Source organism: Sphingomonas alpina (assembly GCF_014490665.1).
In the GTDB taxonomy this organism is placed as follows: Bacteria; Pseudomonadota; Alphaproteobacteria; order Sphingomonadales; family Sphingomonadaceae; genus Sphingomonas; species Sphingomonas alpina.
Map to the genome: position 1 here is coordinate 1,462,814 of NZ_CP061038.1, position 12,529 is coordinate 1,475,342.

The 12,529-nt window shown below is 62.9% G+C and carries 11 protein-coding genes and 1 pseudogene; 3 read left to right on the forward strand and 9 right to left on the reverse strand.

Translation table 11 applies throughout. The annotated features are described in order from the left end of the window. The first annotated feature begins 30 nt into the window (after positions 1-30). Positions 31-503: pseudogene (locus H3Z74_RS24845) on the forward strand (DUF2891 family protein). Positions 504-664: 161 nt separating this feature from the next. Here the strand turns inward: H3Z74_RS24845 and H3Z74_RS06680 are convergent. The 9 genes from H3Z74_RS06680 to H3Z74_RS06720 form a co-directional block, all read right to left on the reverse strand. Next, positions 665-1,342 (reverse strand): hypothetical protein, encoded by a 678-nt coding sequence (locus H3Z74_RS06680; RefSeq protein WP_187763154.1) that lies wholly within the window; start codon positions 1,340-1,342, stop codon positions 665-667. Positions 1,343-1,446: 104 nt separating this feature from the next. Beyond that, entirely contained in the window at positions 1,447-1,749 is a 303-nt protein-coding gene (locus H3Z74_RS24345) for a hypothetical protein (RefSeq protein WP_229726938.1), read from the reverse strand. A gap of 781 nt (positions 1,750-2,530) precedes the next feature. Then, entirely contained in the window at positions 2,531-3,376 is an 846-nt protein-coding gene (locus H3Z74_RS06690) for a winged helix-turn-helix transcriptional regulator (RefSeq protein ID WP_229726939.1), read from the reverse strand. 172 nt (positions 3,377-3,548) lie between these two features. Further along, the gene (locus H3Z74_RS06695) at positions 3,549-4,478 is read right to left on the reverse strand and encodes an NAD(P)H-dependent flavin oxidoreductase (protein WP_187763157.1); all 930 of its coding nucleotides are present in this window, start codon (positions 4,476-4,478) and stop codon (positions 3,549-3,551) included. After that, positions 4,475-5,623 (reverse strand): thiolase family protein, encoded by a 1,149-nt coding sequence (locus H3Z74_RS06700; protein ID WP_187763158.1) that lies wholly within the window; start codon positions 5,621-5,623, stop codon positions 4,475-4,477. The genes H3Z74_RS06695 and H3Z74_RS06700 overlap by 4 nt, the downstream gene beginning before the upstream one ends. Further along, the gene (locus tag H3Z74_RS06705) at positions 5,620-6,675 is read right to left on the reverse strand and encodes an NAD(P)H-dependent amine dehydrogenase family protein (RefSeq protein WP_187763159.1); all 1,056 of its coding nucleotides are present in this window, start codon (positions 6,673-6,675) and stop codon (positions 5,620-5,622) included. Before H3Z74_RS06705 ends, H3Z74_RS06700 begins: the two co-directional genes overlap by 4 nt. A 3-nt stretch (positions 6,676-6,678) precedes the next feature. Next, on the reverse strand, positions 6,679-8,157 hold the full coding sequence (locus tag H3Z74_RS06710) for a carotenoid oxygenase family protein (protein WP_187763160.1): 1,479 nt from the start codon (positions 8,155-8,157) through the stop codon (positions 6,679-6,681). A 129-nt stretch (positions 8,158-8,286) separates the two neighbouring features. After that, on the reverse strand, positions 8,287-9,819 hold the full coding sequence (locus H3Z74_RS06715; protein ID WP_187763161.1) for a TonB-dependent receptor: 1,533 nt from the start codon (positions 9,817-9,819) through the stop codon (positions 8,287-8,289). Next, complete coding sequence (locus H3Z74_RS06720; protein WP_187763162.1) at positions 9,743-10,549, reverse strand: TonB-dependent receptor plug domain-containing protein; 807 nt, start codon at positions 10,547-10,549, stop codon at positions 9,743-9,745. Before H3Z74_RS06720 ends, H3Z74_RS06715 begins: the two co-directional genes overlap by 77 nt. 177 nt (positions 10,550-10,726) lie before the next feature. Between H3Z74_RS06720 and H3Z74_RS06725 the strand changes: the two genes are divergently transcribed. Further along, the gene (locus H3Z74_RS06725) at positions 10,727-11,179 is read left to right on the forward strand and encodes a nuclear transport factor 2 family protein (RefSeq protein ID WP_187763163.1); all 453 of its coding nucleotides are present in this window, start codon (positions 10,727-10,729) and stop codon (positions 11,177-11,179) included. Position 11,180: 1 nt separating this feature from the next. Then, positions 11,181-12,503, forward strand: a complete 1,323-nt coding sequence (locus H3Z74_RS06730; protein ID WP_229726940.1) for an MFS transporter — start codon at positions 11,181-11,183, stop codon at positions 12,501-12,503. Positions 12,504-12,529 lie beyond the last annotated feature (26 nt).

The window sequence follows — 12,529 nt, forward strand, 5'->3', positions numbered from 1 at the left end:
AGAGCTACGGCTTGCTGGGCGTCGTTGCCAATGCTTGCCGGAGACCTGCACATTGCGGCGAGCCCTTATGCGGCAATCCTTCGGCCATTCGCGGATGCCCTCGCGCATGCGTTCCACCGCTATCCGCCGCTGCTCGCTTATCCGGTGCGCGCTGGAACGCATGCGAATACCGCCTACGCTCTCGTACCGGCGGCGACGACTGCCTGCCGCCAGTCCTGACAGAGGCGCTGGCGATGCGTTCCTTGCTGAAGGACGCAGCTTTCGCCTCCTGGCTTGCACGCTTTCTGCCCGGATTGGGGGAAGGCGAGCCAGCGGTTTTGTTTGTTCCAGCCCAGGTGAGCGATCGAAGCGACGGCAAGCTGGCACATCTCGACGGACTAAACCTCAGTCGCGCCTGGGCGATGCGGTATAGCTGTCACATCTGCGGAGAACGTCACCAAGGAGCGTTTACTCAATTGGGCAAACGAGCATTTGTGGGCTGCGATGGATCATGTCCTCGGTGACTATATGGGCGAGCATGGTTGGCGAGCTTTGCCTTACTCTCCTTCGAAGGCGTAGCTTGATCCGCGCGCGCCATGGCGGATTGTCGAGCATGATCGGCAGGACGCGGATGCGATTGCCGATGGCGGTGTAGCTGGATTGGTGATCGCTGAACACCTCGCTATCAAGGTGTGCCGCCGTTCATGACGGCCTGAACCCGCAAGGGGGGGAAAACTTCCTCAAGCGGCTTGGTGTCGGGCAATATATAAACATATCCACCCTTCTTCTGGAAAAGCGGACGCACGCTCTTGCCATAAAAGGCCATGGGCACATTGATGCACCCAAATGTTATGCGGTTGTCGTCTGTAGTGGGGGACAGCATTCGCTGACGGCGCCGTTCCTTACTGGTCCCTTGCGGAATCGGATGGAGCGCTACAGATGTGGCATAATCGACCCAAAGCACTCTTTGCCGCCCAGCGGCCAATCCAAATTTCGCAAGGAAGCGCCCGGCAGGCGTCGTCTTCTCCGCAGGACCGATCTCGGCGAGATTCTTGCTGCCGATGCCGGGGCTTGCCTCATCTCCGACTGCAACACCGATCAGTACCGGAACCTTGCCGAGCGGTTTCCCCTTTGCATCGAACAGGAAGAGGGAAGCGTTGTTCTTGTCGATAATGATATATGGCAGGGAAGTATTGTCGCCTGAGGAAGCGATCCAATCGGCGACGCGCATAGTCGCCGCCGATTGGTTTACGCCACGCTGGGCTTCCACGCTTCCCGACCGCGACTGCACCGGCGGCTGAGAGCTCTCCGCCGCCGGTACAATCGTTACAAGTCCAGCAAGCGCCAGAAAGATATTAATCATCGCTTGAGGCGCTCAACTTGAACGTCGTCGCCCGAGGAAGGGTCGACGCGGAAAATCACAATCCGATCGGCATTTGGCCGATCAGTATTTGCTGCATTGCTGCATCAATTGCGTGGCCGCTTCCGTTGATTTTCCTGCATCCGCTGCTCAATGCCATCCACCCGGCCATTGAGTTGATCCAGGCGCTGGCCATTATTCTGTGCCTGCCCGGCTGCGGCCTGTGCCTGCGCCAATGCCGACTTCGCTGTGCCATCGGTTTCTTGCAGTCTTGTCTCGAGTGCATCAACGCGCTGGCTTACCGGAGCGATCTGATCCCGCACATACCCTTTGGTAGCGCATCCACCCAAGCCCAGCGCACCAACCAGAATGACAGCCGCAGGAGCAATTTTCGTTAAAGACGCCAACATTACATTCTTCCAATGGTTAAGAACCGTACAACCCAAGCCGAGCGCCGATGTTCCAACAATTCGATTCTGTCCGGCTGTGCATCTGCTCAGGTGAATGGATGATGCAGGGGCCTTCAGCCTGTGGAAGCCGCGCGCCGACTCCAAAATGGCGCCTCGGGCCAACGCGTTTCCATGTCATAATAGGTCGCATGGCGGCCAAGATAGGCTTGCTAGATACTGCCTATTGGGGCGGCGTAAGCCGGGCCGCGTCGTGGTGACCGGCAGCTTTGGCAAGCGTTGCCTCGCCCGCGCCCAGCGAAGTCGCGAGCGCGTTGAACAATCCCTGCGATGACGAGGGGGCAAGGCCATCGCGCTGTCTCCAGCTATCAGCAAGCGGTCGCCTGCGGTGCTCCGCGCGACGCTGTTCGCCGTGCAGAGCATTGGTTTGGACGCCAGGGTTGGACCGACCGGTCCGATCGCCTCGGCCATGCCGGGCAGGCCTAATCACCGCCACCGGCCCCAACCACAGTGCATGGGGAAGCGTCGGTGTCTCGGTGTCGCCATCAGGAAGGATCACCGTGTCCCACCACCCGTCGCATGCTGCCTCGGTGTAAGTGGTCGGATCAGACCTCCCGCCTGATGCTCGGGCGGTTAAGCGCGATTGGAGCGGATTTGGAGCTTCCTGTTGAAAGGCGGGCGCATCGCTTCTCTCGCTGCGTGATGCGTCCTGCGTGATCATGGTGGCGTCGTTTCCGCTGAAACCAGCCGAAGAGGATCGGCATCATGCGATCCAACATTGCGGCTAGCCAATGATCGTCGACCGAGGGCCGACGGCTTCTCCGCACTGATTGCAGGTGATCATTGGCACAAGCTGCCCGCCGCAAGTGCGATGCCGGATCACCTGCGGTGGTCCGGCATCGCCAGCCAGCCAGCGGTCCCCCCAGCGGATCAGCTCGACAATCAGCGGAAACAGGTCGAGACCCTCCGGGGTCAGGCGATATTCGAAGCGCTCGGGCTTTTCCTGATATTGCTTACGTTCCAGAACCCCGAGCTCGACCAGCCGAGCGAGCCGGTCGGCAAGAATGTTCGGCGCGACGCCGAGATCCGCCTCGAACGCACTGAACCGGCGGATGCCCATGAAGGCCGAAGCAATGGTCTGCGCGGTCCAGCGGTCGCCAAGCACGTCGATCGCGCGTTCGAGCATCCGCTGGTGCGGATCAAGGTCGCCCCGTTCGATAATCGAGCGCCGTTGCGCTCGCGCCCGTTGCGGTGGTTCGAATCCCGCCCCCGGGCCATCCTCAGAAATGACGTCCCGCGCAGTCACTTCCTCGCCGCAGGTCCTACAGCGCAACTCGGGCAGGAACACCTTGCCGCAGCTATGCCGCAATTTATGGACGTCGACGCGATCGTCGGGAAACCAGCGCTTCTCCCAGCGGATGATCATCAGTGAAGCGCCGAACAGGTCGAGGCCCATCTCCGTGAGACGGTATTCGTCGCGCGGCGGTCGATCTTGATAGCGTTCGCGCCGGATGACGCCGGCCGCTTCCATGCGGCGCAAGCGGTCGGTCAGCAGGCTGCGCGCAATGCCGATCCGTGCGCGGAAATCGTCGAACCGCCGCACGCGCTTGAAGGCAAGATGCAGGATCATCAGCGTCCAGCGATCACCGAGTATATCTAACGCCCGCCGCGCCGAATTGGACGCAAGGCGATGCCCGGTTTCCATATTCGCTTCGACGGATGGGCTTTCCAGTATTTCCAACCTTCACCTCTGCTTGGTCACGCCCATGTCATCGTAAACGATGCGGCGGAGAGAGAAAGCTTTATGAACGACTTGTCCGGCGCGGCCATGCAGTCAGACGGGCCTGCGCGGCGATGAAACCGAGATCCAGCTCGTCGACAATGTCCGCCATCGACCTTTCGTCGCTGATAGCATGCACGCCCTGGCCAGCCGACCAGATATCGCGCCAGCGCGACCGCCCGTCGGAGGCGGAATTATAGTCGCGTGTCGGCGCACCGCCGTCGACGGTATAGCCGGCTGCATCGAAACTGGCGCGCAGCCACGATGCCGGGGTGCCGGTCACCGCGCTGCTGACGACCACATCCGCGATTCCCGCTTCGGCCAGCATCGCCTTGTAATCCGGGGAGGCCATGCTCTCGCGCGCCGCGACGAACCGGGTGCCCATATAGATGAGGTCCGCCCCGGCCGCGACCGCCGCCGCGACCCCGGCGCCATCGGCAATCCCGCCGCCGAGCGCCAGGGGGCCATCGAAGAAGCCGCGGATCACGGAGACCAAAGCGAGCGGTGAGAAGGTGCCGGTATGGCCGCCCGCACCGGCAGCGACGCAGGCCAGGCCGTCAGCGCCGGCCGCCAGCGCCTTTCGCGCCAGCATCACGTCGATCACGTCAGCGAAGACGATGCCACCATAACCATGCACCGTGTCGATCACCGGTGCCGGGCTGCCCAGCGCGGTGATCACGAGCGGCGGCTTGTATTTGGCGACCAGAGCCAGATCATCGGCGAGCCGTTCGTTGGTCGAATGCGTGATCAGGTTCGCTGCCCATGGCGCGCCATCGATGCCTGCGGTGATCTCCGTCATCCACGCATCGACTTCTTCCGCGGTGCGACAATTGGTGGTGGGAAAGGAGCCGATGATCCCGGCGCGACAGGCCGCGATCACCAGCGCCGGGCCGGACACCAAGAACATCGGCGCGGCGATCACCGGCAGGCGCAACGCGAAGGGCAGGGTCATGCCAGCTGCTCGACGATCATCGCTGCGCCGACGCCGGATGCGCCGGTGACGACGACCAGTCCCAGCCGCCCATCACAAGCGTCCAGCGTGTCGAGCAATGTCGACAACAGTATCGCGCCCGTCGCGCCCATCGGATGGCCTTTGGCAAGATGCCCGCCCGATATGTTCACGCGCGCCGGATCGACGTCGCGATCGCGCAGAAACTTGGCGATGGTGACGGCGAATGCCTCCATGAATTCGATGCGGTCGATATCGGCCAAGGTCAGCCCGGACCGCGCAAGCACCTTGTCCATCGCCGCGAAACCGGCAGTGAGGGAGGCAGCGGGATCGCCGCCGACTTCGGCATAGGCGATGATCTTCGCGCGTGCGCCATCGGCCGTGCGAGTCAGCGCGGCGAGACCCGCGCCGTCGCAGATCGGCGGGGCGTGGGCGATGCTGTGCGTGTAGGCGATGGTTTCGGTGCCGAGCACATCGCGATAGCCGGCAGCGAAAGCGGCGAAGGCGGCGGGGAGCGGGGCGAGCTTGTCGAGGGTCAGACCGGGACGCACGCATTCGTCATTGGCAAGATCGGCGACGGCGATGCGCGAAGCGGTGAGTGTCGCGTTTCCCTCGGCGGCAGCGGCCCGCGCCTGCGATGTCGCGGTGACGGCATCCATCGCCTCGCGGCTAACGCCCTCGCGCGTGGCAAGTCGGTCGGCGGCGATGGCGACCGGAAGATATTGCGCCGCCTGCGGCAAGTCGCGGTCGGTGTAGAAGCTCGCTTCGTCGGCCATGAAGCCGACCGCCGACATCATCTCTACACCGCCGGCCAAGGCGGTGTCGATCGCACCCGTTTCGATCAGCGCGGCCGCCTGGCCGATTGCGACGAGGCCGGAGGCACAATAGGCATTGATCGTCTGCGCCGAGGCACGGTCGGGCAGGCCGGCGGCGAGTTTGGCGACCATCGCGATATTGCCGCCCTGCGCACCGATCTGGCCGACGCAGCCGAGCATCAACGCATCGGTATCCTTTGCGCCAGGCGCGCGCGTTTCGAGTGCCTCGACCAGGGCCGCGACCAGCCCTTGCGGCGCCTGCTGCGCAAGGCCGCCATCGGGCTTGGCCTTGCCGCGCGGGGTGCGCAGCGCGTCGCGAATATAGACGCTCATCGAATCTCCAGTCGTCGGCGGAACGGGGTCGGTGCCGGAAAGGCGAAAAAGCCCGGTGGCGCCGCGATCACTGCCGGGATCGCGGCGATGGCGACGGCGATTGTCGCGTCGGTCAAGGCGCGGGCTGGCGGCGCGGCGGAATCCCCTTCGTCGATCGCCAAGGTGAGCCGGACATTGGGCCGGCCCTCGATCTGCACGTTCCAGTGGCCAAGGCCGTGTTCGGGATGCAGCGCGGGGTCGGCGGTCCACAGGATCGACAAACTCAAGACGATCCCGCCGGCGAATGTCGCGGTCCACCGCCAGCGGGTCGCCGCGACGGTGCCGCCGGGGATCGTGCCGGCCGGCAACAGGATGTCGCGCGGTGCGATGGTGATCTCATGAGCCGGCGCGATGCTCAGCACGGCATCGTCGAGGCCTTGCGCCGCAAGATGCAGCACTTCCGAAAACAGTGCGGTGTAGAGCCCGGCCAGCGGTCCTTGCGTGATGTCGTTCACTGCCGGATCGGCGCCGAAGCCCATCAGGCCGAAAACGAACTCGCTCGACGCCATGGCGGACGCATCGACCGTTTCGCTGATACTGATCCGGTCGATGTCATGGCACAGCCCGGTCGCGGCGACGGTCAGGCGTTCGACCACGAAGCCGGGATTGACCCCAAGCCCGGCGAGGCTTGCGCTGCCCGCCGCACATGCCGCTAGCAGCGGCGACGTATAATCCGCCCCATGCGTGAGCGGATAATGGAAGCCGGCGGTGGAAATCACGTTCTTGCCGCTCGCCAGCAACCGCGCGACGTCCGCATTCATCGCATGGTAGGGGAGGGTGATGCGCGGCGTGTGGATCACCATGTCCGCGTCGATCGCGAGGATCTCGGCGATATCGCTGGTGCAGATCACGCCGGTCGCCGGGCGTCTGGCGATCTCGCCCGCATCGCGCCCGGCCTTGTCCGGCGAATAGACATATACGCCGGCCAGTTCGAGATCGGGATGGTCGATGATACAGCGTAGCGCGGTGCGACCCATTGCGCCGGTCGCCCATTGGATGACTCTGATTGCCATGAGTCAGGTGGCGACGCGACCGGCCTGGATGAACGCGCGGTCGGCCCATACCGCGTGCGTGCCGCTGCTCAATTTGTGCGGCAGTGCGATGCGGCACACCGGACCCGCAGCGAAATTCTTCGCATCGATCAGCACGCATTCGGACGTGCCGCGATTCTCGTCGATCAGAAAGCTGACGATGTAACCGTCATCCTCGTCCACCGCGCCGATGCGCGGCGCGAACGGGGCCTCGCTGGCATACACGCCCTCGGGCAGGGTGAAGCGCTCACTCTCGCCGGTGTGCAGGTCGTGCTTGACCAGGCCGTTGAACAGGAACCAGCCGGGTTTCGAGGTGACCGAATAGGCATAGCGATACGGTCTGCCGGCAAAGCGCGCATTCATCATGCCGAATTCGACGATATCGTCGCACAGCCGTTCTTCTCTGGTCTCGCCGGTCTTGAGGTCGAAGCGCCAGCGATGCAGGCGGCTGCGGAAACTGTGCATGTCGAGCAGGGCCATCATATGCTCGTGCCCTTCGACCGACCCCTCCAGCGGACGCGGCGTCGGATCCTCCTGGAAATATCCATCGAGGACCAGTTCGTCGCCATCCTCATAGGCATTCAAGAAGTGCAGCACATAACATGGTGCGGCCTCGAACCATTTGACCTCTTCCGGTCCGCCATGGCGCGGCACGATCGCGAAGCGCGCCGGCATGTCACGGTAGAAGCGCACCGCATGGATGTCGCGTTCGAGTAGCCGGGGGTCCCAGAAGACGGGGAAGTCGTTGAAGATCGAGTATTTCTCGCTGAACGCCATATCGTGCGGCAGGCGCGGGCCAGGCAAGGGAATCGGAATATAGCTTTTGAGTTTTCCGTCCGCCCCGACCACGCCGTAATGCATGTAGGGCGCGTGCTTCGAATAGTTGAAGAACAGCAGTTCGCCGGTCGCTTCGTCGACCTTGCAATGTGCGGATACGCCATCGATCGGCGCCCAGGGAGACACGCCGAGATCCTCCAGCGTCTCCGGATCGAGCGCATAGGCTTCGCCGCATTGATAGAAGGTCGAAAGCAGCTTGCCGGCATGAACCACCACGTCGGTGCTGGCATTGTCCTTCAGGCTGCCATGCGCGCCGAAGCCCGGGCGCAACGACGTGCCGACTGGATCGGCGAGGCCGCCCCATAACGAACCGCCGGCTTCCTGTTCCGCCTGGAAGCAGCGCGTGCGCACAAAGCGATTGCGATACGATGCCTTGCCGCCCTGGAACGAGATCTGGTGGATCATCGCATCGGCATCGAACGGGTGGTGGCGGCCGAGCGGCTGATGCACCTGATTTTCGGTGTTGCGGAAATAGATGCCGTCGATGTCGGACGGGAGCACGCCTTCGATCACGTCGAGGTCATCGGCATCGACCTCCTCATGCAGCGGCGTCCATGCGCCGTTGAGATAGGGGTGATTGCTCGGCTTGAGGCTGGTGGCGACCGGGGGGTGTCGTTCGAGCTTCATGGGGCGTCCTTATATCTTGGGCATTACCGGCCATTACTTGAGCCGAGCGACTAACATAGTCAGTCTTTTAAAGCAAGTAACCAGCGGCGCCTGTCCGATCGCCGCCGCCGGCCAAGTGTTTGAACGCGATCAGAATTTGCCCGAGAGACGGACCCCATAGGTGCTCGGGGCCCCGTAGAGCGATGCTTCGTCGCCGAGGAACGGGATCACGCTGGTCCGATACAGCTTGTTGGTGAGGTTCTTGGCCCAAAGCGTCACCGCCCAGCGATCGTCGGCCCGACCGAAGCCGATTCGCGCATCGAGCAGGCCATAGCCTGGTTCCGAATTGAGATTCTCCGGGCCGTAGAAGAATTTGTCCTGATACGTGTAATCGGCATGCGCCTTGATCACATAAGTGTCGCCGACCGGCAGCTTGTAATCGGCGGCAACCGAATATTGATAGTCCGCGGTGCGCGCCAGCTTGTTACCGGTATAGTCGAGGTTACGGTTGCGATCGACATAGTCCTTATACTTGGCGTCCAGCAACGACCCGGAGCCGGAAATCGACAGACCATCGGTGATGGCAACCGACAATTCGCCTTCGATGCCCTGGATCTTGGCGCTTGCGGCGTTGGTCACGACGGTGGTGAGCAGGACATCGTCGAGCTGTTCGACCTGCAGATTGCTGAAATCGAGTCGGAACGCGGCGATGTTCAGGCGCACGCGGCGGTCGAACAGGTCGCTCTTGAAGCCGATTTCATAGTTCCACGCGGTTTCCGGATTGAATGGACGCGACGCGGTGACCGCGTCGGGCGTGGCTGCCTGCCAGCCGCCGCCCTTGAAACCCTTTGCCGCCGAGGCATAAAGCAGGATCGACGGTGTGGCCTTCCATTCCAGCGCAAAGCGCGGCGTGGTCTCGCGCCAGGTCTTTTTGACATGGACGTCATACGGCGTCTTGAGCGGCGCGGGCGAAAGGATGTCGCCGACCGGACCGAGGCTCAGGATGCGCGCATCCGCGTCCATATCCTTGTGATCGATCGTGTAGCGCACGCCGGCGGAGAGTGTCAGGCCGGAAAGGATTTCGTATTCCAATTCGCCGAACGCGGCATAATTGGACGTCACGCCGTCCTGCGCGAAGACATTGTCGCCATCGAGGCTGTCGCGGGTTCCGCCGGGGCCGCCGGGCAAGGCCGAGCGTGCGGTGTTCTGCGAACTGCGCTTGGTGTCCTCACGCAGATAATAAAGGCCGAACAGCCAGCTGAACGGGCCGGTCTTGTCGGAAGCGAGGCGCACTTCCTGAGTGATGCCGGTATATTTTTCCGATTGGGTCAGCACCGAATCGGTGAAGGACGGCGGCGCGCCGGCTCCTGCCTGACTGAAACGCTGGCCGGAATCGCCGATCCGCACAGCGGCCAGATAGGTCAGCTTGGCACTACCCAGATCATAGTCCATCCGCCCGGTGAAACCGTAGGTATTGCGGCGATTATATTGCAGATACGGGGTCTCGGTGACGCGTGGATCCTTGGAGATCTGACCCGTGGTGATCGGGCCGACCCCGACGCGCGTGGGATCGTCGACCGCATGGCGAGCCTGGCCACCACCCTCGTCATGGCTGGCATCGGCGATGAAGTTGAAGGTCAGTCCTTCGCTGGCGTTGATCAGCAGGGGACGCGCGGCCGGCATAGCCGTCGGTATCGTCGAGTTCCTGCCCGTTTACGATGTTGCGGCTGAAACCGTCATGCCGATTCTGCTGGAACGAGATGCGTGCCGCGGTCGAATCCGACAATGCGCCGGTGACATTCGCCTCGGACTGGATCGTGCCGTGGCTGCCGACCGAGACGTAGCCGCCGCCGCCGTAATCGAATTTCGGCGTGGCGGTGATGATGCTCACAGCGCCGCCGACGACATTCTTGCCGAAGATCGTTCCCTGCGGTCCGCGCAATACCTCGACGCGCTCGACATCGAAGATCGGCGGCGTCGCCGAGCCGCGGCGGCCGATATAGACCTCGTTGACGAACAGGCCGATCGACGGATCGGCGCTGGCGCTGGTCAGTCGGACGGTACCCACGCCACGAATGAACGATTCCTGCTCAAGCGAACCCTGCGCCTGAAAGGTGAAGCTCGGGGTGCGACCGGCAAGTGCGGAAAGATCGGTGATCTGGCCATCGCGCAGCGCGTTCCCACTGAACGCGGTGACCGCGATCGGCACGTTCTGCAGGCTTTCTTCGCGTTTGCGTGCAGTGACGATGATGTCCTCGAGCTGCGGGCCTTCGGATTGCGCGGCGGGCTCGGCCGCCGGAGTCGTCGGCCCGGCGGTCGATTGAGCGAATGCCGGAAGCGTCGTGCCGAGCGCGGCGATGCTCGCCGATGCCAAAGCCAAACGCAGTACGCGCGCGCAGGTGATCATGGCCATTTCAGTCCCTCCCAAAAATTCGTCCGGCCTTTTGGCCGTGTCGCGCCAACTAAGTCTTTTTAAGCAAGCTGGTGCTGTTTTCGCCAAAGTGACTTGCTTGTCAAGACTAACTAATTGACAGCCGCGCCGCGCTGCGCCAACCTCACTTGCATAAAACGACTGTCATTGGAGAGCAGCATGACCGACACCGCGATCGACACCCGTAACGACACGTCCGGCGGTAGTGGGAGCGACGCCCGCAAGATCGACATTGCGACTCGGATGATCGCTGCATGGAAGGCGATGGACTGGGATGCCGCCGCCGCTTTGTTCACCGAAGACGGTGTGCTGCATTCGATGATGGTCGATCCGATCGAAGGTCGTGACGCGATCCACAAGCGCATTTCCGGCCTGGGCGAGCTGGCGACGGAGATCATTCTCGACGTCAGCAACATGGGGGTGATCAACGGCATCCTGTACATGGAGCGGGTCGATCGCTTCGTCTACAACGGCAATACGGGTGCGGTGCCGGTGACCGGCGTGTTCGAATTCGAGGGTGACCTGATCAAGGTGTGGCGCGAATATTATGATCGCGGGCAACTGCTGCGTGAAATGGGCGTCGCACAGGACTTCGATCACGAGACTCGCTGATATGACCGGCGAGGCGGATTGGCCGAGTCCCGTGCGAAGCTGGTTCGCGGTGACGGTCCTGACGCTCGGTTACACCGTATCGTTCGTGGACCGCACGATACTCAGTCTGCTGATCGATCCGATCAAGGCCGATCTCGGACTCAGCGATACGCAGATCGCGTTGTTGCAGGGCTTGGCGTTCGGCTTGTTCTATACCGTGATGGGCATGCCGCTAGGCTGGCTAGTCGATCGCACGTCGCGACGGCGGGTGGTGGCGATCGGTGTCACCACCTGGTGCCTGGCGACCGCGGTGTGCGGGCTGGCCGGGAATTTCTGGCATTTGTTCATTGCGCGGATGGGCGTGGGGGCAGGAGAAGCGAGCCTGTCCCCTGCCGCGATCTCGATGATCGGGGACAGTTTTCCGCCCGAACGGAGAGCGTTTCCGATCAGCGTCTATTCGATGGCCTCGTCGGTCGGCGCCGGCCTTGCGCTGATGGTCGGCGGGACGGTGATCCAGCTGATCTCCGCGCAGCCGCGTTTCGCGTTGCCGCTGCTGGGCGAGGTCGCGCCGTGGCAAGCGACGTTCATTATTGTCGGCCTTGCCGGCTTGGTCGTGGTGGTGCTGCTCGCGTTCGTCACCGAACCCGTACGCCGAGAAGCGCTGGTGCGAGAGGAGAGTGGCAGCGGGCTGATCCCGCACCTCAATCGTCATCGTGGGTTTCATCTTCGGCATCTCGGCGGCATGGCACTCTACTGCGTGCTGATTTACGGCGTTCTTTCCTGGATGCCGGCTTATTTCATCCGTACCTTCGGCTGGACGCCAGGGCAGGTCGGCCTGCGCTATGGTCTTGTCGTCACGTTGTTCGGCGGCTCCGGGCTGGCGGGCGCGGGGTGGCTTGCCTCGCATCTCGCGATTCGTGGCATGCGTGCGGCGAGCCTGAAGATCACTGGCTGGTCGATCCTGATCGTCACGCCGCTGTTGGTCGCTGCCTGCCTTGCCCCGGATGGCTGGACCGCGCTGTTCATCCTTGCGCCGGCAATGATCGCCTTCACCGCATCGGGTGGGTTGGCGGTATCGGCCTTGTGCGAGGCGGCTCCGGGCAATCTGCGTGGACGCACCGCAGCACTCTATTATTTCGTGCTCGGCATGGTTGGGCTGACGGTCGGTCCGGTCAGCGTTGCGCTGATCACCGAACATGTCTTCGGCAACCCCAATGCGCTCGGCCCGGCGATCGCGCTGACGGCGTGCGTGCTCGGGCCGATCGCGGGGCTGCTCGTTTTAAGCGCGATCAAGCCATTCGGGCGTGCGGTGGATGCGCTTGCCAAACCGGCAGTCACGGCATAAGCTTGTTTAAAGAGACCGACTAGTTT

What these genes read in the sequence shown, in the direction of transcription:
- H3Z74_RS06680 (WP_187763154.1), bottom strand. Translation starts at nt 1,342, where the DNA reads ATGATTAATATCTTTCTGGCGCTTGCTGGACTTGTAACGATTGTACCG.
- H3Z74_RS24345 (WP_229726938.1), bottom strand. Translation starts at nt 1,749, where the DNA reads ATGTTGGCGTCTTTAACGAAAATTGCTCCTGCGGCTGTCATTCTGGTT.
- H3Z74_RS06690 (WP_229726939.1), bottom strand. Translation starts at nt 3,376, where the DNA reads ATGATCCTGCATCTTGCCTTCAAGCGCGTGCGGCGGTTCGACGATTTC.
- H3Z74_RS06695 (WP_187763157.1), bottom strand. Translation starts at nt 4,478, where the DNA reads ATGACCCTGCCCTTCGCGTTGCGCCTGCCGGTGATCGCCGCGCCGATG.
- H3Z74_RS06700 (WP_187763158.1), bottom strand. Translation starts at nt 5,623, where the DNA reads ATGAGCGTCTATATTCGCGACGCGCTGCGCACCCCGCGCGGCAAGGCC.
- H3Z74_RS06705 (WP_187763159.1), bottom strand. Translation starts at nt 6,675, where the DNA reads ATGGCAATCAGAGTCATCCAATGGGCGACCGGCGCAATGGGTCGCACC.
- H3Z74_RS06710 (WP_187763160.1), bottom strand. Translation starts at nt 8,157, where the DNA reads ATGAAGCTCGAACGACACCCCCCGGTCGCCACCAGCCTCAAGCCGAGC.
- H3Z74_RS06715 (WP_187763161.1), bottom strand. Translation starts at nt 9,819, where the DNA reads ATGCCGGCCGCGCGTCCCCTGCTGATCAACGCCAGCGAAGGACTGACC.
- H3Z74_RS06720 (WP_187763162.1), bottom strand. Translation starts at nt 10,549, where the DNA reads ATGGCCATGATCACCTGCGCGCGCGTACTGCGTTTGGCTTTGGCATCG.
- H3Z74_RS06725 (WP_187763163.1), top strand. Translation starts at nt 10,727, where the DNA reads ATGACCGACACCGCGATCGACACCCGTAACGACACGTCCGGCGGTAGT.
- H3Z74_RS06730 (WP_229726940.1), top strand. Translation starts at nt 11,181, where the DNA reads ATGACCGGCGAGGCGGATTGGCCGAGTCCCGTGCGAAGCTGGTTCGCG.